Below are 26164 nucleotides of genomic sequence, written 5' to 3'. Positions count from 1 at the left end.
ACAGGTTGATGAAGTCGCCTCTGACCGCGCGGTCGATCAGGTTCTGACCGTATGGGAACACCGTCGCGTAGGCGAGACCTGCATCCAGGTCGGGCCCGACGTCGGCGAGTGCCTGAATCGTGGGGGCCACGTTCTGCAGATTCTTCACCAGGTCGGCCTGGCTGTCGTTGACGAGCCGGTTGGCGGTGTCGCTGAAGGTACCGAGTTTGGTCAGTGCGGTGACGAGTTGCGGGCGCTCCCTGTCCAACACTTCAAGGGCGCGCGGAATCCGTTGCAGCGCCTCGTTGATCACGTCACGGTGATCCGCGAAGGACGAGGCGACCCGATTCAGGGCCGCGATGGTGGCGACGAGGCTCTGTCGCTGCTGATCCAGCGTGCCGATGAAGGTGTCGAGTTGGGTGAGCAGATCGCGGAAGTCGGCTTCCCGCCCGGACAGCGCCGCGTTGAAGGTATGGATCACGTCGCCGATCTGACCAAGTCCACCGGCGTTCACGACGACCGAGAGGGACGACAGGGTCTGCTCGGTGGTCGGATAGGTCGACGACTCGTTCAACCCGATGGTGGCGCCGGGAGCTAGCCTGCCCTCCGGCGCCTGACCCACCGGCGGATTCAGCGCAAGGTGCATCGAGCCGAGCAGGCTGGTCTGCCCCACGCTGGCCACCACGTTGGCCGGCACGACGACGCCAGGCTGAACCGAGATGTCGACGTTCGCGTGCCAGTCCTGGACGTCCATCTTCCCAACGCTGCCGATGACGACGTCGTTCATCAAGACGGGCGAATTCGACTCGAGCGTCGCGATGTTCGCGATCTGGACGTGGTAGGTCACCGCGTCGGAACCACGCCCCACCGCACCCGGCAGCGGCAGCGAGTTGATGCCCTGGAACGCGCAACCCGTCACGGTCAGCGCGACACACGTGCCCGCCGCGAAGAGTCGCCGCATCGAAGCTGCACTCATCATGACGGTGGTGTCCCCTCTACGGGCGGCGGTCCGGCATCCGGGCCGGGAGCGGGTGGCGGAGCTTCGGCGGGAAGCAGGATGCCGGGCAGGCTCGGTGTCCCCTGGTCTGCGGGCGCCGCTGCGGGCTGGGCAGGTCCCGGGAGCGGTGGCCCGATCCGGGGCGGGTCCGTCGGCACCGGGGCCCCGGGATACAGGGCAGGGAACGGTGCCAGCGGCGTCCGGTCGTTGACGGGCAACGGCACTCCTGGCGGCCCCATGCCTGGCGGCGGCGGCACGTCGCCATCCAAGCCGGTGTACGCGGAGACCGATGGCAGAGTCTCGGGAGGCATGGGCGCGCCGCCTTCACCGCCAGGTGCCAGCTTGGGGTCCGCATAGATGATGTTCTCCGGCGTAGCCGACTTGGCCAGGTACGGATTGATCGGAACCGGGATGTAGTTCAGATTGAGCAATCTCAGTGCGGGTCCGAGGTATTGGTTGCACAGCTTCGCGGTCTCGGGCGCCGTCGTGTTCTGAGTGGCACCAATCATGCCGCACACGAACTGCATGGGGCTGGCCAAGTTGGGGATCGAGAAACCGCCGCGCACGGCGCCGATGTCCGGATCGAAGATGTTGTACGCGTTGGCGAATGCGTTCGGCGTGACGTGCAGGACCTGTTCGAAGTCTTGCTTCACGTCGACCAGCGTCTGGGTGACCTGAGCCAGCCCTTGAAGCTGCTCGGCGGTCTGGTTCCTGGTGCCCGCGACGAACCTCTTCACCTCGCCGATCGCCACCGAGAGATTGGTCAGCGCCCCGTCGAGGTCGGACTTGCTGCCGTCGAGCACGCTGGACAAGGTCGCCAGCCGATCGTTGAAGGCCACGATCTGTTCGTTGCTGTCCCGCAACGCGGTAACGAAGACTTGCAGATTCTTGATGATGCCGACGAAGTTGCCGCCGCCCTCTGCCAGGATTCGACCCACGCCGGAGAGTTCGGTCAACGTCTGGCGCAATTTGTCGCCGTTCCCGTTCAGCGCGTTCGCCGCGCTGTCGATGAACCGGCCCACCGACGTGGTCGAAACGTCGCTGGTGGGCCCAAGATCGGTGGCAAGGCGCTCGAGTTGCCGCTTGACCTCATCCCATTCCACGGGCACCGCGGTCCGTTCCAGCGGGATCACGGCATCGTCGGACATCTTCGGGCCGGTCGATCGATACGCCGGCGTCAGTTGAACGTAACGGGCGGCGACCAGATTCTGGGCCACGATCACCGCGTCCGCATCGGCGGGCACGGAGATTCCGTGATCGACCTTCATGGTCAGTTTCGTCTGGGTGCCTTGCGGCTCAATCGAATCGATCGTGCCGACCTTGACGCCCGACACCCTGACGTCGTCCCCCGGATAGATCGCCGTCGCCGTCGGGAAGAAGGCGGTGACCGTCGTGGGCCCGAAGAAAATGGCCCGAACGGCGAGGAAGCCGCCTCCGACGAGCGCGACCACCAGGACGGCGGCCACCGCGGGTACGAGCCACTTTCGCGACCGGGCCATCATCGCGACCCTCCGGGAACGGCGTTGTAGGGGAGCGGGAATTCGGCCCGCGGCCCGGCCTGGTCGGGTGGCGCTCCGGCGCCGAAAGCGCCTCTGCGGAAGCCGAATGCGTAGTCCAGGAACGGCTGCAACAACTGCGCAGGCTGGAAGTTCGGCACGTAGGCGGTGTAGTAGGCGCCGCTGGATACCGCTTCACTCAGTGTGGTCTGGTACTTGGCCGCACCGGGGATGGCCTTGGCCAGGTTGTCGCGGTTGCGCACCAAAACCTCGTTCACCTCGTTGAGCCGCTCCAGCGTCGGCGCCAGAACCTTCTCGTTGTCGGCCACCAATCCGATCAGCTGCTTCGAGACGGCCGACGTATTGGCGAGCAGGCCGACGATCGCCTGACGACGTTCGACCAGGACGCTCAACAGATCATTGGCGTTGAGGATCAAGCTGTTCACCTGACCGCTGCGCTCCGAGAGGATGCCGGTGACGTCCGCTGCGGACTTGAGCAGATCGGCCAGGGTTTCGTTGCGGCTGTTCAACGACCGAGAGAGCCGGGTGAGGCCGTCGAACGTCGGGCCAAGTTGCGGCGCGATCTGGTCCAACGTCGCCGTCAGGGTGTCCAGCGACTGGTTGAGCTGCTCGGTGTTGGTGCCTGCGGTGTTCGTGGTCAGTTCGCCAACCGCGTCGCTCAGCGAGTAGGGCGACGACGTCCGCGAAACCGGGATCGGGTCATTGCGGTTCAACGCCCCACTGCCCGCCGAATCCAGACTCAGCACGCGCTGACCCAGTAGCGACCCGGTGCGGATGTGCGCAGCCGTCTCCGACCCGAGCGGGTACCTGGCCTCGACGGTGAACCTGACGAGCGCATCCCCGTTGTCCAGCGAAACATCGGTCACGGCACCAACTTTGATGCCCGACAGGGTGACGTCGTTACCGACGAAGATGCCACCCGCCTCGGCGAACCGAGCCTGGTACTGCAGCGACGTCGCATAGGCCAGCAGCCGCTCCGGCTGCAGACCGACGGCGATCACCAGGATCGCGAGCACGACGCCCATGAAGCCCGCTCTGATCAGGCTCGCGTTTCCACGGTATTTCAGCATTACGGCTCAGCGCACCTTCCGTTTTCTTGCTTCACGAAGGGGAAGAGCGAGGCCCTGCCCTGAAGATCCGTGACGCGGATGGAGAGTTCGCAGATGTAGTACTGCACGAAGGAGCCGTAGGCGCCGATTCGAGCGAGTTTGCGATAGTTGCCCGGCGCGCGTTGCAGCGCTCCGTCGAGATACCCCTTGCCGCTGACGAGGTTGGGCGCCAGTCGATTGAGCTGGTCCACCGAAGCCTTGAGCGGTGGCCGTGCCTGGGTCAGCAGATCCGCGAGCGACGAGGTGCCGTTGTCGAGTGACGTGATCGCCGTGGCGATCGGATCGCGGTCCTGTGACAGCCCACTGACGAGCTTCTCGAGTCGATCGATCGCACCGGAGAACTGGTCGCCGTCCTTGGAGACGGTGGTGAGCACGGTGTTGAGATTGTCGATCAGCTGCTCGGTGGTTGCGTTGTTGTCCGCCAGCGTGCTGGTGAACGACGAGGTCTTGGAAAGCAGCGAGTCGAGAGTTCCCCCCTGGCCCTGGAATACCTGGACCAGCGACGCCGAGAGCGCGTTGACGTCTTGCGGATTGAGACCTTGGACAACGGGTTTCAGCCCGCTCAGGAGCAGATCCAGGTCGAGCGCCGGCTGGGTGCGGTCCACCGGAATCTGCGAACCCGGGGGCAGCAACCTGGTGGAGCCAGGGCCGTCGACGAGATCCAGGAAGCGATCACCCGTCAGATTCAGGTAGCGGATCGCGGCATTGGTGCCGCTGCTCAACTTGATCTTCTGATCGGCGTCGAACTCGACGAGCACCTTTCGATCGGGTTGCAGCGACACGTCCGTCACGGTTCCGACCCGAATGCCGGCCACCCGCACCGTGTCACCCGCGGCAAGCCGCGAGGCGTCGGTGAAGACGGCCGAGTAGCCGTTGGTCGACCCCGTTCGGTACTGCCCGAAGGTGAAGAACAGGAACACGGTCATCAGCGCCATGATCGACGCGAAGATGCCGAACTTGACGAGCATTCCACGCGAGCCGGTCATCCGGGCATCCCGATCTGCGCGCTATTCCTCGGTGGGCCCTGGATCGGGCCGAACAGCGCCTGCTTGAGGGCGTCGGAGTTGAGCAACACGCCCTGGTTTCCGTACTTCCACGGGTTCGCGCCGACGTCGGTGACGAGGAAGGGCGGACGCTTGCCGTTGGGTATCGCAGGCAGCATCTGATCCTTGCAGGACGATCCGCTCTTGGCCGCGACCTTTGGCAGGTCCTCGGGGTAGTGGTATCGCTCGACGCCCAACGTGAAGCTGGCCGAGACGTCGACGCCCGGCCGGTCCGGCGGCGGTGAATGGACGAATGGCACCAGCCCCTGGACGCCGCACCTGAGGTTGTCGCTGTACTGGTCGAGAACCGTGGTCGTCGGCACCAGCATGCGAAGGTCATCGGTGAGCGGCTGGCGGTTGGTGCCGATCACGTCATTGCCGGTGTCGGCCAATCCGATTGCGCTGAGCAGGAACCCGTCGAGGTTCTGCTCCTCGTCGATCAGGGTGTTGCTCAGCTTGGTGGTGCTGTCGACGACGTCGACGAGATCGGGCGCCACGTCGGCGTAGGCGTTGAGCGCCACCGGCGCGATTTCGAGATCGCGGTTGATGCTGTCCAGACTCGGATTGATCCGCTGCAGGAAGTGGTCGAAGTCGGTGATGGTCTGGCCCAGCTTCTCGCCGCGTCCGTTGAGCGCCCCCGAGATCGCGGCGAGGGTCTGGTTGAGCTTCACCGGGTCGATCGCCTTCAACACCGAGGTGAGCTGTTGAAAGACGGTGTTGGTCTCGACGGTGACGTGGTCTGCGGTGACCTGCGCCCCCTCGGCCAGTGGCGTCGACGACGGATTGGGAGGCGCCGCCAACTCGACGAACTTGGCACCGAATACCGTGGATGAGGTGATGTCGACTGCGACATTCGATGGAATGTCCTTGAGCTGACCGGGATTCATCGCCAGGTGCAGGATCGCCTTGCCGTCGTGGCCGGTCTCGATGGACTCGACCTGCCCCACCTGGACGCCGCGCATCTTGACCTTGGCCTCGGGGTTCATCACGAGTCCGGCGCGGTCGGAGACGACGGTGACGGGAACGGTTTGGCCGAAGTCGCCTCGGAACATGCCGATCGAGAAGACGACGAGCCCCACCAGCACGAGAACGGTGACCAGACCCGCGAGCGCGCGGACCGCTGAGCTAGACATCGATGTCCTCCCCTAGCCCGAAAGGTTGAAGTTGCCGCTGGAGCCATAGACGGCGAGGGACACCAGCAGCGTGACCGACACGACGATGATCAGCGACGTGCGCACGGCGTTGCCAACTGCGACACCAACTCCGGAGGGGCCGCCGGTGGCGAAGAAGCCGTAATAGGTGTGCACCAGCAGGATCGCCAACGCCATCACCATGGCCTGAAAGAACGACCACAGCAGGTCGATCGGGTTCAGGAACGTCCCGAAGTAGTGGTCGTAGAGGCCACCGGACTGACCGAACAACACCACGGTGGTGAACCGGCTGGCGATGAACGACAGGATCACGGCGATCGAGTACAGCGGCGTGATCGCGATCATGCCCGCAACGATCCGGGTGCTGACGAGGTATTCGATCGGCCGGATGCCCATCGACTCCAGCGCGTCGATCTCCTCGTTGATCCGCATCGCGCCCAACTGCGCGGTCACACCGGCACCGAACGTGGCGGCGAGGCCGATACCGGCGACGACGGGGGCGGAGATGCGGACGTTGATGAACGCCGCCAGGAACCCGGTCAGCGCCTCGATGCCGATGTTGCCCAACGAGCTGTACCCCTGCACGGCCAGCGTGCCACCGGTCGCCAGGGTCAGGAAGCCGACGATCACCAGGGTTCCGCCGATCATCGCCAGAACGCCCGCGCCCATGGAAATCTCGGCGATGAGCCGGACGATCTCCTTGCGGAAGTGCGCCGCCGCATGCGGTGTCCCGCCGATCGCCCTGCCAAAGAACAGCGTCTGGTCCCCGATCCGGGCCAGCGTTCCCACCGGACGGTTCACCGTCTGGACCAACCGCGGGAAGCGGGCCCGCACCACCTGCATGGTTCCCATGGCCAACCCCTACTTCGCCGTCAACTGGATGCCGATGGCGGTGACGACCACGTTGATGACGAACAGTGCCATGAAGGCGAACACCACCGTCTCGTTGACCGCGTTGCCGACCGCCTTGGCACCACCGCCGGTGATCGTCAAGCCGCGGTAGCAGGCGATGAGCCCGGCGAACAATCCGAACAACGCCGCCTTGACGCACGAGATGATCACCTCGGGAACGCCTGTCAGCAGGGTGATCCCCGCGGCGAACGCGCCCGGATTCACGTCCTGGACGAAGACCGAGAAGAAGTAGCCGCCCAGGATGCCGATGATCACCACCAAGCTGTTCAGCAGCAGTGCCACGAGACCCGAGGCCAGCATGCGTGGCGTGACGAGGCGCTGCACCGGGTTGATGCCAAGCACCTCCATCGCGTCGATCTCCTCGCGGATGGTGCGGGACCCGAGATCGGCGCACATCGCGGTGGCGCCTGCGCCTGCCACGATCAACACCGTGACCAGTGGCCCCACCTGCGTGACCGCACCGAAGGCCGCGCCAGCACCCGAGAGGTCGGCCGCGCCAAGTTCGCGAAGCAGGATGTTGAGGATGAAGCTGACCAACACGGTGAACGGGATCGCCACCAGCAGGGTCGGGGCCAGCGACACCCGCGCCACGAACCACGACTGCTCCAGGAACTCCCGCCACTGAAACGGCCTCTTGAAGATGAACAGGAAGGCGTCCACGCCCATCGAGAACAAGCCACCCACGGCCTGCATCGGCGCGGCGAACCCCTTGGGCAAGGAGATGCCCGGCGACCAACGCTCCGGCCCCTTAACTGCCATAGGCCCCAGGTCCTTCCAGAATCGTCCCGGCTGACACTGCAGTCGGACCCCCGATGTTGTGCGCCAGTGCAATCCGCGCCGATTTGGCTAACGGCCGCACCGCGGAGTCAATGGATCGACTCGACGCACTGTGCCACATTGGTGGCACCTGGCGGGTGAGCTTTGGACTTAAAGCTAAATCGGGTTTGACGAGCCACGAATCAGCGATGATGAGCGTCTGCGTCTGCTGAACGCGATTGATCGTGAAACGCGCGATGCCCTTGTCCCGCAACGTATCCCATTCGGTGGGGGTTTCCCCGCACGCCGGACGGGTGCCGCTGGTCGTGTCGTTGGGCATCAGTGTCTACGCGTCACCTAGGTGACTGCGCCCGCCGTCTTCAGCTCGATGATGCGATCCCAGTCCAGACCGAGTTCGACCAGCACCTCGTCGGTCTGCTCGGCGAAGGCCGGCGCAGGCCCGGTATGTGGCGCCGCGACGTCGAATTGCACCGGGTTGGCGACGAGCTCCAGCTCGCCCGCGCGCACGATGTAGTCGTTGGCACGCACCTGAGCGTCGTCAGCTGCCTGCAACGTGTCCTGCACGGGAGCCCACGGTCCCGCCAGGGTGGCGAAGCGTGCACTCCACTCCGGGAGGGTTCGCGTGGCGATGACCTCCCTGAGGATCGCCACTGCCTCCGCGGTGTGCTCGGCGATCGACTCCGCCGTGGCGAAGCGCGGGTCGTCGGCCAAGTCGTCACGGTCGATGTGCCTGCACACGTCGGCCCAGAACTTTCCTGGCTGCATCATCACCAGCGAGATGTAGCGGTTGTCCTTGGTCTCGTAGACACCCACCAAAGGGTTGATCGGCGAGCCGTGCACGCCGGGCGGAGGCGCCACCATCAACTGGTTGAGGTGGGATGTCAACGCAATGGTGTGCCCCATCGCCCACAGCCCACTGCCCAACAGGGAGACGTCCACTGTCGACGGTTCCCCAGTCCGCTCGCGCTTGAGTAGTGCGGCGGCGATACCGCCCGCGAGGTTGGTGCCGGAGATGGTGTCCCCGTAGGCCGGACCGGGGGGCCCGATCATGCCCTCGGTACCCGGCGGAGTGATGGAGGCGGCCGTGCCCGCCCGACACCAGAAGGCGGTCATGTCGTAGCCGCCCTTCTCCGCCTCGATGCCACGCGGACCGAGCGCACTTCCCCTGGCGTAGATGATCTTTGGGTTGACCGCGCGGATGTCGTCGACGTCCATCCCGAACTTCCTGCGATGGCCAGGAAGGAAGCTCGTCAGGAAGACGTCGGCCCGCTTCGCGAGTTCGAGGAGCACCTCGCGGCCTTCGGGCTTCGACACGTCCAGGCCGATGCTGCGCTTGCCTCGGTTGGCGTGTTCGATGTTCGGGTTCGGGTCGCCCTCCACCCGCAGCGGGCCGGTCTGCCGCAACCCTCGCTGCGGATCGCCGGTGACGGCGTGCTCGACCTTGATCACGTCGGCGCCCCACTCGGCGAGGACTGCGCCCGCAGAGGGGACGAAGCCGTACATCGCCACTTCCAGAACGCGGATGCCATCGAGTGGCCCGCTCATCCCTGCGCCTCCGAAACGACAGTCGCGAAGGTCTTGTGCTCCTGGAATTCCTCGAGCCCGGCCACGCCCATTTCCCTGCCGATGCCGGACTGCTTGTACCCGCCGAACGGGCTCTCCGCCCCGAAGTAATTGCCGCCGTTGATGCTCAGCGAACCGGCGCGGATTCGGCGAGCCATGGCCAGTGCCCGGTCGGGGTCGCCAAAGACGCCGCCTGCCAGACCGTAGATCGAGTTGTTGGCGATGCGCACCGCGTCGTCGTCGTCTTCGTAGCCGATGACGACGAGCACCGGGCCGAAGATCTCTTCCTGCGCGATCTCGCTGTCCGGATCGACGTCGGTCAGCAAGGTGGGTGCATAGAAGAAGCCTGGGTCGAGTTTTTCGCCGCCGGTGACCAGGGTGGCTCCGTCGGCGATGGCGCGCTGGACGATGCCGTGCACCTTTTCGCGTTGCTGCTCGCTGATCAGCGGGCCCATGTAGGTCTTCGGGTCGGCCGGGTCGCCGTGCCGCACGTGAGCCAGGTTGCCCGCCACCTGTTTGACGATTTCGTCCTTCTGGCTGTTGGGTACCAGCAGTCGCGTGGTGAGCGCACAGCCCTGGCCGGCGTGCGTGACGATGGTGAACGCCGCCATCATCGCGCAGGTGCCGACGTCTGCGTCGTCGAGCATGATCATGGCCGACTTGCCGCCCAGTTCGAGGAAGACTCGCTTCACCGTCGCGCTGCCCGCGGCCATGATGGCGCGGCCGGTCGGCGTGGAGCCGGTGAAGGTGACCACGTCGACGTCGGGGCTGGCGGTGAGAACCGGGCCGACGGCCGGATCGGCCGAACTGAGGACGTTGACGACACCGGCAGGAATGTCGGTGTGGTTGGCGATCAGCTCGCCGAGGGCCAGCGTGACGAGTGGCGTGTCCGGGGCGCCCTTGAGGATCACCGTGCAACCGGCGGCCAACGCAGGTGCCAGCTTGGCCAGCGCGAGTTGGTTGGGATAGTTGTAGGCGATGATCGCCGCGACGACGCCAGCGGCTTCCTTCTCTATCCAACGGTGGTGAAGCTGACCGCGGCTCTCGACGTTGCCGAGATCCTCGGTCATTGGGTAGGTCTTCAGCAGGTCCGCGTAGTAGCGGACGATGCGGATCGGATCGTCGAGCTGGGGACCGGCCAGCAGCGCGGGGGTCGCCCCGACTTCGGTGATGGTCAGGGCGCCCAACTCGTCGCGGTGCTCGACGAGCGCCGCATGCAACTGCTCCAGGCAGTGCACCCGGAACTCGACGTCGGTTGCCCAGGTAGTGGTATCGAAGGCTCGGCGGGCAGCCGCGACGGCCGCCTCGGCGTCGGCAACGGTGCCGTCCGGCGCGTGCCCGAACACCTCGCCGGTGGCGGGGTTCACGGAGGCGAAGGTCCGTTCCGTTTCGACGAGTACGCCGTCGATCAGCATGCGCCGATCGGCGTTCGAGCGAGGCGCTTGCGCACCCTGATCTACGTGTCCGTCAGTGGCGATCGTCGGTGTCTGGCCCATCATCCTCCTCAGTGTGATGGAAATTTCATTCTCATCACCGGCGAATCATACATTCGCTCAACGAGAACACAAGCAAGCGTAGATGACCTAGTCAACGCGTTGGGCCCCCTGCGACGAGCGCTATTCTGGACGAACCGATCGGCTACCTGTCTTGCACGAATCCCCGATCCGAGAGTACGGTTCTCATAATCGGAAGCAGTATTCTTTGCTTCACGCACTACCGCTACCTGGAGGCCCAGCAGTGAAGAACGCCGTTGTCACCGGAGGCGGTTCTGGTATCGGCGCGGCGATCGCCAATCGACTGCGTTCGGACGGCTATCACGTCGCGACGCTCGACCTGACGCCGTCGGACGAGGAGTTCGCCTTCACGGCGGACGTCACCGACCGCGCAGCCATCGACGAGGCGCTCGATGCCATCCGCACTCAACTGGGGCCGATCACCATTCTGGTGAACGCGGCGGGGTTGGACGGCTTCAAGCGGTTCCTCGACATCGACTTCGACACCTGGCAACGCGTCGTCAACGTGAATCTCCACGGCGTCTTCCACTGCATTCAAGCGGTGCTGCCCGACATGATCGAGGCGGGCTGGGGCCGGATCGTGAACATCTCGTCGTCGAGCACCCATTCGGGCACCCCGTATATGTCGCATTACGTGTCGGCCAAGTCGGCGGTGAACGGGCTCACCAAGAGCCTGGCCCTCGAATACGGGCCCGCCGGAATCACGGTCAACGCCGTCCCGCCGGGGTTCATCGACACGCCGATGCTTCGCAAGGCCGAGAGCCGCGGCTTCCTCGGCGACATCGACAAGACCATCGAGCAGACCCCGGTGCGACGCATCGGCAAGCCCGAGGACATCGCCGCCGCCTGCTCGTTCCTCATCTCCGAAGAGGCCGGCTACATCACGGGCCAGATTCTCGGCGTCAACGGCGGCCGCAACACCTAATGACGGATCAGGCAGACGAGAGGAACACCAATGGGACGTGTTGAAGGCAAGGTCGCATTCGTCACGGGCGCCGCGCGCGGGCAGGGTCGCAGTCACGCGATCCGGTTGGCCGAGGAGGGCGCCGACATCATCGCCGTCGACCTGTGCGAGGACATCGCCTCCATCGGTTATCCGATGGCCACTCCCGAGGACCTCGAGGAGACGGCGCAGTTCGTCGAGAAGACCGGCCAACGCATCGTCACCGCCAAGGCCGACGTGCGGGACGCGGCGCAACTTCGGGCCGCGCTCGACGAGGGCATCGCCGAACTTGGCAAGCTCGACATCGTGGTCGCCCAGGCGGGCGTCGCGGGCATGAAGGGCGAACCGCAGATCGACGCCTGGTGCGACGTGATCAACACCAACCTCGTCGGCACGATCAACGCCATTCAGGTCGCGCTCCCCCACCTCGGCGAAGGTGCCTCGATCATCGCCACCGGCTCCACTGCCGCCCTGATGGACGTCGCGAAGGTCGACAATCCCGGCACGGATCTCGGCGGGGTGGCCTACCTGACCTCCAAGCGTGCCCTCTCCGGCTACGTCCACGACCTCGCGACTCACCTGGCCCCCCGGGGCATCCGCGCCAACGTGGTGCACCCGACCAACTGCAACACCGACATGCTGCAGAGCTCGCCGATGTACCGGTCGTTCCGCCCCGACCTGGAGAACCCCACGCGCGCCGATGCCGAGCCGGTCTTCGGCGTCCAGCAGGCCATGAAGATCCCTTACATCGAGCCGCTGGACATCAGCAACATGATTCTGTTCCTCGCCTCCGACGAGGCCCGCTACGTGACGGGGATGCAGATGCGGGTCGACGGCGGCGGCTACCTGAAGTGGTACGACTACCACGTCTAGCAGAAGGGGTTGCAACCGTGAAGGTTTCAGTTGATGGGCAGCGTTGCCAGGGCCACACTCTGTGCTCGATGATCGCGCCCGACTCGTTCGAACTCGACGACGTCGACGGCCACGCCTCACCGGTCTCGGAGATCGTTCCCAACGACCAGGAGTCGGCCGTCGCCGAGGCCGCCCACTCATGCCCCGAACAGGCCATCGTCATCGAATGACGTTGTGCGCCAGATCATAGGAGACAACGCCGTGACCATCGACGACGTCGACCGCAAGAAGGACAACTTCCACTTCGACCGGCACACACCCGAGTACCGGGAGAAGTTCCAGGACATCACCGAGGAAATGCACGCCAAGTGTCCGGTCGCGTGGACCGACGTCTACGACGGGCACTGGGTCGCCGCGGGTAGCAACGAGGTGTTCGAGCTTGCACGTTGCCCGGTGATCTCCAACGACCACGATCTGCACGGAGTGCGCAAGGGCTACAAGGGCATCACCATTCCCAAGGCTCAGCGCGCGACGGTCGTGCGCGGCGGCATTCTCGAGATGGACGAACCGGAGCACAGCACCTACCGCGGCGCGCTCAATCCCTACCTGTCCCCCGCGGCGATCAAGCGTTGGGTGCCCTTCGTCGACGAGATCACCCGCGCCGCGGTCGACGAGAAGATCGAGACGGGCCGCATCGACTTCGTCGACGACCTGGCCAACATCGTGCCGGCGGTACTCACGCTGGCAATGATGGGGATCGAGCTGAACAAGTGGCTGATCTACAGCGAACCGGCTCACGCCGGCGTGTCCACCCCTGAGCACTCACCCGACGCGCCACGGGTCGCCGAGATGAATCGGCAAATGGGCATCGACATGATCAACGCCATGAACGAGATCCGCGAAAACCCCCGCCCGGGCCTGGTGAACGCACTCCTCGAGCTGCGCATCGACGGCGAGCCAGCTCCCGACCTGGAGATCCTCGGCAATCTGGGATTGGTCATCGGCGGCGGATTCGACACCACGACTGCGCTCACCGCGCACGCTCTGGAGTGGCTGTCGGAGCATCCGGATCAACGCGAACTGCTCAGCCGCGAACGGGCCGAACTGCTCAACCCCGCGACCGAGGAGTTCCTTCGCTTCTTCACCCCCGCGCCGGGTGACGGCCGCACCTTCGCCGAGGACGTCGAGGTCGACGGGCGTCACTTCAGGGAGGGTGAGCGGCTGTGGCTGTCCTGGGCGATGGCCAACCGCGACCCCTCGGTGTTCGAGGACCCAAACAAGGTCATCATGGACCGGAAGGGCAACCGGCACTTCAGCTTCGGTATTGGTGTCCACCGATGCGTCGGCTCCAACGTCGCGCGCACGGTGTTCAAGTCGATGCTCACCGCCGTGCTCGACAGGATGCCCGACTACGTGTGCGACCCCGAGGGAGCCGAACACTACGAGAGCATCGGCGTCATCCAGGGCATGAAGCACTTGCCCGCCACGTTCACCCCCGGCAAGCGATTGGGTCTCGGTCTCGACGAGACGCTGGAGAACCTGCAGCGGATCTGCAACGAGCAGGAATTGGCCCGACCGATCACCGAGCGCAAGGACGCCGCCGTCATCGACTGGTGAGACCCAGCTGACGGTAGACGTCGGGGCGCAGGCACCCCGCGCAGGCACGAAACATAAACCACGGCGACAGGTTCCGGCGTGTCGCCGCCGCGGTTTATGTGTCGCGGCATTGGGGCGCTCGGCGCCGGGGTTTCCCTAGCGCGGGGGCCGGGGCAGGCCGAGCACCTGCTGGGCGATGATGTTGCGCTGGATCTCCGACGTGCCACCCGCGATCGTGCCGGAGAAGCTACGCGCGAACCGCTCGAACCAACTGGCGAAGTAGTGGTCGAGGTTCATGTGCGCGTACGGACCCGACATTGCCGGGTGGATGAGACCTTCTGGCCCCATCGCGGTCAGGGCATGGTCGGCCGCGCGCATTTCGGCTTCCGCGCCGAACAGCTTGGGCACCGAGACCGACGCGACGTCCACTTCACCGCGCGCCGCCTTGGCGAGCCCGACCGAGCCCATCAGCCGCAGTGCCTGGTAGTCCATGATCGTGGTCGCCAGCTGATCCCGCTCGAGCGGGTTCGACGGCCGAAAGTCCGCAATCGAGTTGGCAATTCGATCGGCGAAGCCCAACCACATCATCGTTCGCTCGTGCCCAAGCGACCCGTTGGCGACGCCCCAGCCACCGTTGAGCGGACCGACGAGATTCTCGGCAGGCACCACGACGTCGGTGAAGAAGACCTCGTTGAAGTCCTTGTTCTCCTCGCCGCAGATGTCGGCGAACGGCCGGCGCACCACCCCGGGGAGATCCGTTGGGATGACCAGCACGCTGATTCCCTTGTGCTTGGGTGCATCCGGGTCGGTCCGCACGAACGTCAGCAGGAAGTCGGCGTCGTGCGCACCCGACGTCCAGACCTTCTGGCCGTTGACGACGAAGTTGTCGCCGTCGAGTACCGCGCGGGTGCGCAGCGACGCCAGGTCGGAGCCCGCACTCGGTTCACTCATGCCGAGCGACGCCGTGCGCTCGCCACGCAGCACCGGTACGGCCCAACGGCGCTTCTGTTCGTCGGTGCCGAAGGTGATCAGCGATGCCGCAATGATGTTGACGCCCTGAGGATTGAAGCTGTGGTAGATCCGCCGCCTGCACAGTTCTTCGAGGTGAACATAGGTCTGCAGCACGGTGGCGTTGCGCCCGCCGAACTCGGGGGGTTGGGCGGGCAGCAGCCAGCCGTTGTCGAACAGCAGTCGCTGCCAGTCCCGCGCCCACTGTGGCATGTGCGACACCGAGCGTGCACGTTCGAGCGTCTGGTCCTCGGTTGGCAGATGCTCGTCGAGGAAGGCGGCGAACTCCGCGCGGAACTCTTCGACGTCGGAATCAAATGAGAGTTGCATCGAACTCCTCCGCGATCAGTGCGCGGTGCTCCGCCGCCCCGCCCAGCATCAGTTCTCCGGCCTTCGCCCGCTTCAACGCAAACTGGAGGTCGTTCTCCCAGGTGAATCCCATCGCGCCGAACATCTGCAGACCGTGGCGGAAGACCACCGACTGACATTCGCCGGCGGCCGCCTTCGCCATCGCCGCCGCGAGGCGCCTGCGAGGGTCGTCCGCGGCGATGGTGAGTGCAGCGAAGTAGCCAAGGGCGCGGGCCCTTTCGATGGCCACGTGCATGTCGACGGCCTTGTGCTGAATGGCCTGGAAGGATCCGATGGGCACGCCGAACTGGTGGCGACTCTTCACGTGCTCGAGGGCCAGGTCGAGAATCTGCTGGCACGCGCCGACCATCGTCATGGCCATACCGGTGAGTGCGACGTGCCGCGCCTTCTCGGCGTCCACGGCGAGCCGGTCCGAGTCGGCGACGCGGACACCCGCCAGGCTGACGTCCGCGACGTGCAGTACCGGATCGAAGATCGCGCTGCGCCTGGTGACGACCGCATCGGACTCGATCAGGAACACTCCGCCTGCCGTCACGACGGCAAGGCGCTCGGCGCGGTCGCCGTCGAGGACGTGGCGAGCCGTGCCTGCGAGGATCCACCCGTCGGCGTCCCGGTGTGCGCTCACCCCGTCGTATAGCACCGCGCCCGCCTTCTGCGGGTCATAGCGGTCTCCGACGAGCGGCGCGAACTGCGACAGCGTCGCCAGGAACGGCGTCGGGTCGGTGACGCGGCCAAGCTCCTCGATGACGATCGCCAGTTCGACGGCGTTCTCGGGATCGGTCAGCTCGGTCCAGCCCGCATCGACGTACGACTTCCACAGCGGCGATGCGTCCGCCCCGTCCTCGGCGACCGCGCGCACGAGCGACGCCGGGCACTGCTTCCCGAGGGCATCGCGAACGGTCTCCTGCCATAGCCGCTGATCAGCATCCAACTCCAACAGCATGCCGCCGCCTCCAGACTCTTCGTCGCGTCGTGGTGAGAATAGCATTCTCGTTAGTGGATCAACGGTTCTCCCCCAGCAACTACGTCATTCCCTCGGCCAGTTGCCAAGCGATTGACCAGCACACACTCTCACCAGCGCAGATCTAAGCGAACCGCTGGAGAACATTGTTCTTGCTAATGAAGAACAAGGATCTACACTGAGGTTGAGATCCGGCCTGACTTCCGGCTGGACGAGGATCACGAGGACGGATTTCTGTGAAGGAACTGCGGGACGGCGCCAGCGGGATCTTCCGGACCCCCGTCATCGACGCCAGCGTGCACATCTTCTGCCAGTCCAACAAGGACCTGCGTCAGAATTTCATGCGCGAACCGTTCCGCAGCCGTGGCTTCCCCGACTACGAGATGGACTGGTACGGCGCGCCCGGCGGTGAATACGTCAAGGGCAGCAAGGGGCCCGAACGCCAGTACCCCGGCTCGGACCCCGAACTGGTGGCAGAGGAACTGTTCGATCGACGCGGCGTCGACATCGCAATCCTTCATCCGATGACCCGCGGCATCATGCCCGACCGGCACCTCGGCACGGCGATCGCCTCTGGGCACAACGAGATGATGGTGACCCGCTGGCTGAACGGCGAGTTCGGCGACCGCTTCCGAGGCACCATCCGCGTCAACCCTGATGACGTCGCCGGCGCGGTGCGCGAGATCGACAAGTACACGGACCATCCCGGGGTCGTACAGATCGGCATTCCAATGCAGTCCCGCGAGCTCTACGGCAAGCCACAGTTCTGGCCACTATGGGAAGCCGCGGTGGCCGCAAATCTTCCTGTGGCGGTGCACATCGAGGTCGGTAATGGCGTCGCGTTCACGCCAACGCCGAACGGCAACACCAGGACCTACGAGCAGTACCTCGGCTTCATGTCGTTGAACTACCTGTATCACCTGATGAACATGATCGCCGAAGGCGTGTTCGAGAGGATGCCTTCATTGAAGTTCGTCTTCGCCGATGGCGCCGCCGACCTCCTGACTCCATTCATCTGGCGGATGGACTGCTTCGGCCGGCCGCATCTCGAGCAGACGCCGTGGGCCCCGAAGATGCCCAGCGACTACCTGCCCGGACACGTCTACTTCGTCCAGGGCGAACTCGACGGGCCGGGCGACGCCCCCTTTGCGGGCGAGTGGGCGGGATTCACCGGCAAGGACGACATGATGATGTTCGGCTCCAGCTACCCGCACTTTCAGTGCAATGAGCTGACGATTCCGGCGAGTTACACCGCCGACCAACGCGACAAGCTCGCGTGGCGGAACGCCGCCGAACTGTACGGCATAGACATTCCGGCCATCGCGGTCGCAAAGTAGAGGGATAGTGAGGGAGGCATCGTGACAGTTACGGCCAATCCACGAGTACCGGCGGCCGAACGGATCGCCGTTCGCTGCGTCGACTCCGACGTTCATCCCACACCGCGCCGGGGTGACCTTGGTGCGTTCATCCCCGACGAGTGGCGGAGCAAGTTCGGCACGCACCCGGTGGGCGATCAGATCTACTACGACGCTCCTGACTATGCGCACTCCTATGCCATGCGGGTTGACACGTTTCCGGCAGACGGCGAATTCGCAGGCAGCGACCCGGATCTCGCTTTCAAGCAGCTGATCATGGAAGCTGGCGCCGACATCGCGATCCTCGAACCCGGCGTCTACTCGAGCCGCGTGTCCGAGCTGAACCACGTCATGTCATGCGCCTTGAACGACTGGCAGGACCATCACTGGCTGGATAGCCACAACAACTGGCACGAGCGGTGGCGTGGCTCGATCTGCCTCGCCATCGAGGAGCCAGAATTGTCCGCCCGCGAGATCGAGCGCTGGGCGGGGCATCCCTACATGGCGCAGATCCTGATCAAGGCGGAGCGGCGTCCGGCGTGGGGCGACCCGAAATACGACCCGATCTGGGCAGCTGCCACCAAGCACGACATCACCGTGAGCTGTCACCTGTCCCGAGGAAGTTTCGAAGAGCTGCCCATCCCACCAGTTGGGCTGCCCAGCTACAACCACGACTTCATGGTCACCTACTCGCTTCTCGCGGCGAACCAGGTGATGAGCCTGGTCTTCGACGGGGTCTTCGACCGCTTCCCGAACCTGCGCATCGTGTTCGTCGAACACGCCTTCACCTGGATCCTCCCGCTGATGTGGCGAATGGACGCCATCTACGAGAAGCGCAAGCAGTGGATGGACATCAAGCGCAAGCCGTCGGAGATCATCAAGGACCACATCAAGTTCACCACGCAGCCGCTGGACTACCCGGAGGACAAGACCGAACTGTCAAGGGCTTTCGAATGGATGGAGTGCGACAAGATCCTGCTGTACTCCTCGGACTACCCGCACTGGACCTTCGACGACCCGCGCTGGCTGGTCAAGCACCTGCCCGAGCACGCCCGTGAGAACGTGATGTTCCGCAACGGGATCGAGACCTACCACCTCCCCGAGACCGTTCCCGCTCTCGAGGGCCAGGTCCGGGTCTTCTAACACATGGCGAATGACAAGACGCCCCGGCTGGCGCAGGGGCGGGAACACGTCGTCGCTACGGTCGACGAGATCCCCTCTGGCACACACAAACTGGTTCCCATCGGACGGCACGGCGTCGGCGTGTACAACGTCAACGGCACGTTCTACGCCATTGCCAACTACTGCCCGCACGAGGGCGGCCCGCTGTGTGCGGGCCGGGCCAGGGGACGAAACGTGGTGGACGAGAACGTACCCGGCGACGCGGTGATGGTCCGTGACATGGAGTTCATCTTCTGCCCATGGCACCAGTGGGGTTTCGAGCTTGCCACCGGGACCACTGCGGTCAAACCGGAGTGGAGCATTCGCACCTATCCCGTCCGGGTCGTCGGTGACGACGTCCTGGTACAGGCCTGACGACCGGAGCGACGTTGACTGTCGAGCAGATCGAGATCAACGGCGGCAACGTCGTGTACGAAATCCTGGGTGACACAGGTGATTTCATTGCCTTGACGCCGGGAGGGCGGTTCAGCAAGGACATTCCGGGGCTGCGCCCCCTGGCAGAAGCTCTCGTCGCAGGCGGGTACCGGGTCCTGCTGTGGGATCGACCCAACTGCGGTGCGTCGGACGTGCAGTTCTACGGCTACAGCGAATCCCACATGCGCGCAGAGACGTTGATGAAGCTCATCACCACGCTGGACATCGGTCCGTGCATCATCGCGGGCGGCTCCGGCGGGGCGCGTGATTCGATCCTGACCACGATCCTCTACCCCGAACTGGTGACGAAGCTGGTGGTGTGGAACATCGTCGGCGGTGTATACGGCTCGTTCGTGCTTGGCGGGCACTACATCGTGCCGAGCATCCTCGCCGTTCGAGGGGGCGGTATCGACGGTCTACTCCGCGTCAGCGAGTGGAAGGAACGCATCGCGGCGAATCCCGCCAACGAGGACCGGTTGCGCGGCCTTGACGCCGACGAGTTCCTCAAGGTGATGCTGCGCTGGCTCAACGCCTTCGTCTCCAAGCCCGGCCAGACCATCCCCGGTGTCGAGGACGGGCTGTTCGACGACATCAAGGTTCCGACGCTCATCATCCGTGGTGGCGAGAACGATTGGGACCACCCGAAGCGGACCTCGCTCGAAGTCAGTTGTCTGATCAAGGGTTCGAAGCTCATCGATCCGCCGTGGCCCGAGGACGCCTGGGAGCGAGCGGGCGAGAAGTTCGCCGCCAGCGGTGGAAAGAAGTTCTGTCTGTTCGACACGTGGGTGCAGGCCGCGCCCCCCATCCTGGACTTCCTGGGCACGTGATGACCCGCTCACCCCGTGACGATGCGGACCTCGCAGTTCAGCGAGGCTTCCAAAGCGGTGTGCACACGACTCTCGGGCACCCGATCGAGGTCCTCTTTGCGCACCGTCACCGTGACCACGTCCCAACCACCGTCGCCCGCAGTGCGCTCGATCTCGCCGGTCAGCCCGAGCCCCGACAGAACACCCTGCGCGTCGTCGTCGGTACCCCTGCTGACGTAGGTGAGGACACCCGCGGCGGGCTCGGCCCCGAATCCGCCGAACGCCTTGACGCACAGTTCAACTGCCGTGCGCGTCAACTCGTCGCGATCGTCACCGACGAGCAGGACCTCCACTTGGCGCCGACTGGGTGGCAGCGCCGCGAGATCGGCTGCCACCATGTCGGCGCCGACTTCGCCGACCAACCCCGAGAGGGTCTTCATGCCCTCCGTTAGTTGCGCGGGTTCCAGTTGCCTCGACGGGTCGACGTCGACGCGCACCACCGCGGTTCTCATGCCAGCCAGCCTATCCACGAGTAGCAAGGTGCAGCAGCCGTGACCACCGGTGTTTCCAGAAAGCCGACGACGATCGCCATCGCGACGTGGCCAGGCACCACCCCTCGCCTCTTACGGACGACGCCTGCTGCCGAGGATTACGCCGAGTACGTCGACGGCGGGGGCTACCAACCCGTCGAGGACCCGGACCGACTCCTCGACGAAGTCGAACGCAGCGGGCTGCTGGGTCGCGGCGGCGCCGCCTTCCCGCTGGCCGTGAAGCTTCGCACCGTCCGAGATTCGGGCCGCCGTGGCAGCCAGACGGTGGTCCTGGCCAATGGCGAAGAGGGCGAACCGGCTTCGGTCAAGGACAAGTGGCTGCTGCGCAACCGCCCGCACCTGGTGCTGGACGGAGTTCGGTTGGCCGCCAAGATCGTGGCGGCCGACCGGGCGTTCGTCTACGTATCCGACCCGCTGGCCGCGCAGTCACTCGGCACCGCGCTCAGCGCACGAGAATTCGACATTCCCATCACCGTCGTCACGGTCGATGGCGGCTACGTCGCCGGTGAGGAGACCGCCGCCGTGCGGGCCGTCAACGGCGGCCCTGCCAAGCCGACCGACAAGCCGCCGCGTCCGTTCGAACAGGGTGTCGGTGGGAATCCGACGCTGGTGAGCAACGTCGAGACGCTGGCGAATCTGCCCCTGGTGCACCGTCACGGCGCCGACGCCTACCGTGCGGTTGGCACGTCCGGCTCACCCGGCACGTTCCTCGCCACGATCACGGGTGCGGGTCGTCCACCGGTGCTCTACGAGCTTCCCCATGGCGTCGCGTTCACGGATTTGCTTGCCCAGCACGGCGTTTCCACCGATGAACTAACCGGTGTACTGATGGGCGGCTACTTCGCCGGGTTCCTCAACACCGATGTGCTCGACACCACGCTGGACCACGAAACGATGCGCGCGGTCGGCAGCGGTCTCGGCTGCGGCGCGGTGGCGCTGATCACCGACGACTGTCCGGTGGCGGTGGCCGCTTCGGTACTGGCCTACTTCGACCGCGAGAACGCCGACCAATGCGGTTCGTGCTTCAACGGCACGGCAGCCATGTCTGCCGTCACGACGGCGTTGCGCGACGGCATTGCGACCTCCGAGGATCTCACCCGACTGGAGCGGTGGTCGGTGGTCCTGCGCGGCCGCGGAGCATGCGCGACGTTGGACGCGGCCACCAATGTGGCTGCGACTCTGCTGCAACAGTTCCCACAGGTCGTCGCCCGGCACCTCGATGGCGAGTGCGACGCCTGTCGCACCGACGCCTACAGCACGCTGCGCCCCTACGAGGTGGAGGCAATTCAATGAAGATCCGACTGGACCGAACGCTGTGCGACGGCTTCGGCGTCTGCGCTAGACACGCACCCGAGTACTTCTCGCTGGACGACTGGGGTTACGCATCGTTGATCGGCAACGGCACGGTTCGCGACGCCGACCAGGACGCGGTCAAGCGAGCGCTGCTGGACTGTCCGGTGCACGCAATCATCGCGATCGGCGAGCACCAACCATCCGGTGACTCGCGGCCGTCGACCAGTGTGGCGAGCACGCCCGAGCCCGACGTCGCGACCGAAGACAGCGAAGCGATATCGGAATTCGTGCGTTGACCAGACCCCTACCGCAGCTCACGCTCGACAACGAGTACTTCTGGAAGTCCGGAGCGGATGGTCGCCTGCGACTGCAGGAATGCCAGTCTTGCCAGGCACTGATCCACCCCCCCGCACCGATCTGCAGATATTGCCACAGCCACGACATGGGCGTGCGTGCGGTGTCGGGCAAGGCCACGCTCTCCGCGTTCACCGTCAACCACCGCTTTGGGTTTCCCGATCTGCCGCCGCCGTACGTGGTCGCACAGGTCGCCATCGCCGAAGATCCGCGAGTTCGGTTGACCACCAACATCATCGAGTGCGACCCAGAAGCCCTCGAGGTCGGTCAGCCCGTTGAGGTGGTCTTCGAGCAACTCGCCGATGTCTGGCTGCCACTGTTCAAGCCCTCCCCCGACGCGGCTCCGCTGCCGCAACCGCGCGACGAGATCTCCCCGAAGGACTTCGGCAAACACGTCCGGCCGATGATCACCAAGGACAAGTTCGAAGACCATTCGGCGATCACCGGCATCGGTGCGTCCCGACTGGGCCGCCGACTGATGGTGCCACCGCTGTCGTTGACGATCGAGGCGTGCGAAGCCGCGATCGCCGACGCCGGCTTGACCTTCGACGACATCGACGGGATGTCGACCTATCCGGGTCTCGACATCGCGGGAATGGGCGAAGGCGGCGTCAGCGCACTAGAAGGCGCCCTCGGGCTCAAGCCAACGTGGATCAACGGTGGCATGGACACCTTCGGGCCCGGCGGATCGGTCATCGCCGCGATGATGGCCGTGGCAACGGGAATGGCCCGGCACGTGCTGTGCTTCCGCACGCTGTGGGAGGCCACCTTCGGCCAGCTGATGAAGGAAGGCAGGATGTCGCCGCCTGGCGGCGCCCGCACCACCAGCTGGCAGATGCCGTTCGGTGCGACGTCGGCCGCACACACGTTGGCGCTCAACGCCCAACGCCACTTCCACCGCTACGGCACCACCAGGGAGACGCTGGGATGGATCGCGCTCAACCAACGGGCCAATGCGGTGCTGAACCCGACGGCCATCTATCGCGATCCGATGACGATGGACGACTACCTGAACGCGCGGCTCATCACGACACCGTTCGGGCTGTACGACTGCGACGTCCCGTGCGACGGTGCGGTCGCGGTGATCGTGTCGGCCGTCGACGTCGCCCGCGACATGCCGAAGCCACCCGTCCTGTTCGAGGCGGTGGGTACCCAGATCATCGAACGCACGGACTGGGACCAGACGACGATGACGCACGAGCCTCAGGTGCTCGGCCAGTCTGCGCACCTGTGGACCCGAACCTCGTTGCAGCCCAAGGACGTCGACGTCGCCGAACTGTATGACGGGTTCAGCTTCAACTGTCTGTCCTGGCTCGAGGCACTCGGCTTCTGTGGCATCGGCGAGGCGAAGGACTTCCTCGACGGCGGCCACAACATCGCCCGCGATGGCGTGATCCCGCTGAACACCCACGGCGGTCAGCTGTCTCACGGCCGCACCCACGGGATGGGTCTCATTCACGAGGCGGTCTCGCAGCTGCGCGGCGAGGCGGGCGAGCGACAGGTCGCCAATGCCAGAGTCGCCGTGGCCAGTAGTGGCGGCCTCACGCCGAGCGGCGTCATGCTGCTGAGGACTGACTCATGAGCACCGAGCCCCGGCCCCGCGTCGTCATGGTCGGCGCGGTGCCGATGTCGGCGCTCGTCGCCGAGGTACCCGAACCACGGGCGGTCATCGTGGCGATTCACGGCGGTGCAACGTCGTCGCGCTACTTCGACTGTCCCGGTCACCCTCGACTTTCGTTGCTGCGCATGGCCGCATCGCAAGGCTTCACGGCGATCGCCCTCGATCGGCCAGGGTACGGCGCCTCCGCCCTGTATCAGGACGAGATGTCAGATGCCGACCGGCGGGTCGAGCTTGCGTTCGGCGTAGTGGACAAGATCGTCGGCGCCGCGCGTGGCACAGGACTTTTCGTGATGGCGCATTCGGCGGGTTGCGAACTCGGCCTTCGGATGGCGGTCGACGAGCGTGGTCACGACGTGCTTGGCGTCGAGGTGGCGGGCACGGGTCTGCGCTACAACGCCGAGGCGAAGGCCGTCATCAGCAAGGCCACCATGACGTCGCGGCCGGCGGGCCTGCGCGATCTGCTCTGGCAGCCCACCGAGTTCTACCCCGCCGAGGTGCTCACCGGAGCCCTCAATGCGCAGGGCGCGGCGTACGAAGCAGAGGTGACCGCCAACTGGCCGCGCCGAAACTTCCCCGAAGTGGCGGGGCGAGTGACGGTTCCGGTCCAGTTCAGCATCGCGGACCACGAGAGCGTCTGGGAGTCGACGTCGCAGTCGCTCGCCGACATCGCGGCGTTGTTCACCGCCGCGCCAGTGACGATCAACGAAATGGCCGACAGCGGCCACAATCTCAGCGTCGGCCTGATGGCCGCGACCTACCACCAGCGGGTGTTGTCGTTCGTCGATCGATGCGTCGCGAACAAGGGCGTCGAAATGGAGGCAGGCCGATGAGCGCTTGCGCGAAGAGGAGGACGAATTGATGCGCGTTGGATTCATCGGACTGGGCAGTCAGGGCGCCCCGATGGCGCGGCGAATCGTCGAGGGTGGTTACGAACTCACGTTGTGGAGCCGACGGCCCGAATCCGTCGAGCCGTTCGCCGACACCGCGGCCAAGGTGGCCGGTTCACCCGCCGAGTTGGCAGCGGTCAGCGATCTGGTCTGCCTCTGTGTGGTCGGCGATGACGACGTCCGACAGGTGCTCGATGGCGAGAGAGGTGTGCTTGCCGGTCTGGCGCCGGGCGGCGTCGTCGCCATTCACAGCACCGTGCACCCCGACACCTGCCGCGAGCTCGCCGAGTTAGCCGGCGCTCAGGGTGTTTCGGTGATCGATGCCCCGGTGAGCGGCGGTGGACCCGCGGCGGCGGATGGCACGCTACTGGTCATGGCCGGGGGCGAGGAGCACGTCGTCGACAAATGCCGTCCGGTGTTCGCGACATTCGCCGACCCCGTCGTACATCTCGGCCCGCTCGGGGCGGGTCAGGTCACCAAGATCCTGAACAATCTGCTCTTCAGCGCCAACCTCGGCAGCGCCATCAGCACGCTGGAGCTCGGCGAATCACTCGGTGTGCCAAGGGATCGGCTGTGTGAGGTGCTCGCCCGCGGCTCCGCCACCAGCAAGGCAGTCAGCAGCATCTCCATGTTCGGCGGCACCCTCGCATCGCTGGCGCCGATCGCCGGTGCGCTGCTTCAGAAGGACGTCCGGCACGCCGCGAGCCTCGCCGATGATGCCTCCGCCCCGCAGGGCACCGTGTTCACCGTCGCCGACACGGCTCTCGAGCGCATGGATCACCCGCGCTGATGAACGTCGGCTTCGTCGGCGCCGGACGGATGGGAGCTCCGATGGTGCGCCGCCTCGTCGAGGCGGGCCACCGGGTGAACGTCCTCAGCCGTACCGATGAGAAGCGCTCGGCCATCGCGGGATTGGGTGCGCACCCCGTCACCGATCTCGCCGCCGTCGCCGAGGCCGCCGATGCGGTCGTCATCTGTGTGTTCACCGACGAACAGGTACGAAGGGTGTGCCTCGACGACGGGCTGTTGGCCGCCATGCCGCGTGGCTCGACGTTGATCCTGCACACCACCGGCAGCCCGAGTACGGCGAGAGACCTCGCGGCGACGTCGAGCGACGTCGGGGTGGTCGACGCACCGGTCAGCGGCGGACCGCACGACATCTCGGCGGGCAACGTCACCCTGTTCGTGGGCGGCGACGAGAGCACGGTGGCCCGGGTCCGACCGTTGCTCAGCGCGTATGCCGACCCGATCCTGCACGCCGGCGCGACCGGGGCCGGGCAACTGGTCAAGCTCGTCAACAACACGTTGTTCGCCGCGCAGATCGGTCTCGTCGCCGAGGCAACCCGGCTGGGCACCCAGTTCGGCATCGACGAAAGTGCACTGCTCAACGCGCTCACGCACGGCAGTTCG

At 65.5% G+C, this 26164-nt stretch carries 26 protein-coding genes and 1 pseudogene; 14 read left to right on the top strand and 13 right to left on the bottom strand.

Annotation, left to right across the window (positions count from 1 at the left end; genetic code table 11):
* From QOD90_RS21520 to QOD90_RS21475, 10 genes and pseudogenes are all read right to left on the bottom strand, one after another.
* Positions 1 to 958 (bottom strand): MCE family protein (locus tag QOD90_RS21520; protein ID WP_526352857.1); only part of this gene is annotated, 958 nt, incomplete at its 3' end.
* Positions 955 to 2475, bottom strand: a complete 1521-nt coding sequence (locus QOD90_RS21515) for an MCE family protein (protein WP_526352856.1) — start codon at positions 2473 to 2475, stop codon at positions 955 to 957. The genes QOD90_RS21520 and QOD90_RS21515, both read right to left, overlap by 4 nt.
* Positions 2475 to 3563, bottom strand: a complete 1089-nt coding sequence (locus QOD90_RS21510; protein ID WP_526352855.1) for an MCE family protein — start codon at positions 3561 to 3563, stop codon at positions 2475 to 2477. Before QOD90_RS21510 ends, QOD90_RS21515 begins: the two co-directional genes overlap by 1 nt.
* Positions 3563 to 4588 (bottom strand): MCE family protein, encoded by a 1026-nt coding sequence (locus QOD90_RS21505; RefSeq protein ID WP_526352854.1) that lies wholly within the window; start codon positions 4586 to 4588, stop codon positions 3563 to 3565. Before QOD90_RS21505 ends, QOD90_RS21510 begins: the two co-directional genes overlap by 1 nt.
* Complete coding sequence (locus QOD90_RS21500; protein WP_526352853.1) at positions 4585 to 5778, bottom strand: MCE family protein; 1194 nt, start codon at positions 5776 to 5778, stop codon at positions 4585 to 4587. Before QOD90_RS21500 ends, QOD90_RS21505 begins: the two co-directional genes overlap by 4 nt.
* A gap of 12 nt (positions 5779 to 5790) precedes the next feature.
* On the bottom strand, positions 5791 to 6648 hold the full coding sequence (locus QOD90_RS21495) for an MlaE family ABC transporter permease (protein WP_526352852.1): 858 nt from the start codon (positions 6646 to 6648) through the stop codon (positions 5791 to 5793).
* Between the two features lie 9 nt (positions 6649 to 6657).
* A complete protein-coding gene (locus QOD90_RS21490) occupies positions 6658 to 7467 on the bottom strand; it encodes an MlaE family ABC transporter permease (protein ID WP_526352851.1) in 810 nt (269 codons plus the stop codon).
* A pseudogene (locus QOD90_RS21485) lies at positions 7457 to 7637 on the bottom strand (thiolase family protein); the annotation flags it as partial. The pseudogene QOD90_RS21485 and the gene QOD90_RS21490, both read right to left, overlap by 11 nt.
* 184 nt (positions 7638 to 7821) lie before the next feature.
* Positions 7822 to 9030, bottom strand: coding sequence for a CaiB/BaiF CoA transferase family protein (locus QOD90_RS21480; RefSeq protein ID WP_526352850.1), 1209 nt, complete (start codon positions 9028 to 9030; stop codon positions 7822 to 7824).
* On the bottom strand, positions 9027 to 10544 hold the full coding sequence (locus QOD90_RS21475) for an aldehyde dehydrogenase family protein (protein WP_526352859.1): 1518 nt from the start codon (positions 10542 to 10544) through the stop codon (positions 9027 to 9029). Before QOD90_RS21475 ends, QOD90_RS21480 begins: the two co-directional genes overlap by 4 nt.
* A 241-nt stretch (positions 10545 to 10785) precedes the next feature.
* Here QOD90_RS21475 and QOD90_RS21470 point away from each other — a divergent pair, with 241 nt between their 5' ends.
* The 4 genes from QOD90_RS21470 to QOD90_RS21455 are packed head-to-tail and all read left to right on the top strand — an operon-like array spanning position 10786 to position 13974.
* A complete protein-coding gene (locus QOD90_RS21470; protein ID WP_526352849.1) occupies positions 10786 to 11487 on the top strand; it encodes an SDR family NAD(P)-dependent oxidoreductase in 702 nt (233 codons plus the stop codon).
* Positions 11488 to 11517: 30 nt separating this feature from the next.
* Positions 11518 to 12378, top strand: coding sequence for a mycofactocin-coupled SDR family oxidoreductase (locus QOD90_RS21465; RefSeq protein WP_526352848.1), 861 nt, complete (start codon positions 11518 to 11520; stop codon positions 12376 to 12378).
* A 17-nt stretch (positions 12379 to 12395) separates the two neighbouring features.
* Positions 12396 to 12587 (top strand): ferredoxin, encoded by a 192-nt coding sequence (locus QOD90_RS21460; RefSeq protein WP_526352847.1) that lies wholly within the window; start codon positions 12396 to 12398, stop codon positions 12585 to 12587.
* A 31-nt stretch (positions 12588 to 12618) separates the two neighbouring features.
* Positions 12619 to 13974, top strand: coding sequence for a cytochrome P450 (locus QOD90_RS21455; RefSeq protein ID WP_526352846.1), 1356 nt, complete (start codon positions 12619 to 12621; stop codon positions 13972 to 13974).
* Between the two features lie 135 nt (positions 13975 to 14109).
* Here the strand turns inward: QOD90_RS21455 and QOD90_RS21450 are convergent, their stop codons facing one another.
* Both QOD90_RS21450 and QOD90_RS21445 read right to left on the bottom strand, forming a co-directional pair.
* Entirely contained in the window at positions 14110 to 15291 is a 1182-nt protein-coding gene (locus tag QOD90_RS21450) for an acyl-CoA dehydrogenase family protein (protein WP_526352845.1), read from the bottom strand.
* Positions 15275 to 16273: an acyl-CoA dehydrogenase family protein gene (locus tag QOD90_RS21445; protein ID WP_526352858.1), complete on the bottom strand. Its 999-nt coding sequence runs from the start codon at positions 16271 to 16273 to the stop codon at positions 15275 to 15277. The genes QOD90_RS21450 and QOD90_RS21445 overlap by 17 nt, the downstream gene beginning before the upstream one ends.
* A 254-nt stretch (positions 16274 to 16527) precedes the next feature.
* On the opposite strand from QOD90_RS21445, the gene QOD90_RS21440 reads away from it, so the two are divergent.
* Genes QOD90_RS21440 through QOD90_RS21425 form a run of 4 tightly spaced genes read left to right on the top strand, consistent with a single transcriptional unit; the run spans position 16528 to position 20069 of the window.
* Positions 16528 to 17628 carry an amidohydrolase family protein gene (locus QOD90_RS21440; protein WP_526352844.1) on the top strand — a complete coding sequence of 367 codons (1101 nt, stop codon included), beginning with the start codon at positions 16528 to 16530 and terminating at the stop codon, positions 17626 to 17628.
* Between the two features lie 21 nt (positions 17629 to 17649).
* Positions 17650 to 18789: an amidohydrolase family protein gene (locus tag QOD90_RS21435; RefSeq protein WP_526352843.1), complete on the top strand. Its 1140-nt coding sequence runs from the start codon at positions 17650 to 17652 to the stop codon at positions 18787 to 18789.
* Positions 18790 to 18792: 3 nt separating this feature from the next.
* Positions 18793 to 19182: a Rieske (2Fe-2S) protein gene (locus tag QOD90_RS21430; protein ID WP_526352842.1), complete on the top strand. Its 390-nt coding sequence runs from the start codon at positions 18793 to 18795 to the stop codon at positions 19180 to 19182.
* Between the two features lie 14 nt (positions 19183 to 19196).
* Positions 19197 to 20069 (top strand): alpha/beta fold hydrolase, encoded by an 873-nt coding sequence (locus tag QOD90_RS21425; protein ID WP_526352841.1) that lies wholly within the window; start codon positions 19197 to 19199, stop codon positions 20067 to 20069.
* A gap of 8 nt (positions 20070 to 20077) precedes the next feature.
* On the opposite strand, the gene QOD90_RS21420 is transcribed toward QOD90_RS21425, so the two are convergent.
* On the bottom strand, positions 20078 to 20560 hold the full coding sequence (locus tag QOD90_RS21420) for a hypothetical protein (RefSeq protein ID WP_526352840.1): 483 nt from the start codon (positions 20558 to 20560) through the stop codon (positions 20078 to 20080).
* A gap of 39 nt (positions 20561 to 20599) precedes the next feature.
* Here QOD90_RS21420 and QOD90_RS21415 point away from each other — a divergent pair, with 39 nt between their 5' ends.
* The 6 genes from QOD90_RS21415 to QOD90_RS21390 all read left to right on the top strand — a co-directional run.
* Positions 20600 to 21892 carry an NADH-ubiquinone oxidoreductase-F iron-sulfur binding region domain-containing protein gene (locus QOD90_RS21415; RefSeq protein WP_526352839.1) on the top strand — a complete coding sequence of 431 codons (1293 nt, stop codon included), beginning with the start codon at positions 20600 to 20602 and terminating at the stop codon, positions 21890 to 21892.
* Positions 21889 to 22188 (top strand): ferredoxin, encoded by a 300-nt coding sequence (locus QOD90_RS21410; protein ID WP_526352838.1) that lies wholly within the window; start codon positions 21889 to 21891, stop codon positions 22186 to 22188. The genes QOD90_RS21415 and QOD90_RS21410 overlap by 4 nt, the downstream gene beginning before the upstream one ends.
* Positions 22185 to 23828: a thiolase C-terminal domain-containing protein gene (locus tag QOD90_RS21405; protein ID WP_526352837.1), complete on the top strand. Its 1644-nt coding sequence runs from the start codon at positions 22185 to 22187 to the stop codon at positions 23826 to 23828. The genes QOD90_RS21410 and QOD90_RS21405 overlap by 4 nt, the downstream gene beginning before the upstream one ends.
* Positions 23825 to 24697, top strand: a complete 873-nt coding sequence (locus QOD90_RS21400) for an alpha/beta hydrolase (RefSeq protein ID WP_526352836.1) — start codon at positions 23825 to 23827, stop codon at positions 24695 to 24697. Before QOD90_RS21405 ends, QOD90_RS21400 begins: the two co-directional genes overlap by 4 nt.
* Before the next feature lie 4 nt (positions 24698 to 24701).
* Positions 24702 to 25544, top strand: a complete 843-nt coding sequence (locus tag QOD90_RS21395) for an NAD(P)-dependent oxidoreductase (RefSeq protein WP_526352835.1) — start codon at positions 24702 to 24704, stop codon at positions 25542 to 25544.
* Positions 25544 to 26164, top strand: a 621-nt coding sequence (locus QOD90_RS21390) for an NAD(P)-dependent oxidoreductase (RefSeq protein WP_526352834.1), incomplete at its 3' end; no start/stop codon positions are given. The genes QOD90_RS21395 and QOD90_RS21390, both read left to right, overlap by 1 nt.

The sequence above is a fragment of the Mycobacterium sp. genome, assembly GCF_032161845.1.
GTDB lineage: Bacteria > Actinomycetota > Actinomycetes > Mycobacteriales > Mycobacteriaceae > Mycobacterium.
This window is presented reverse-complemented; position numbering and strand designations above follow the sequence as displayed.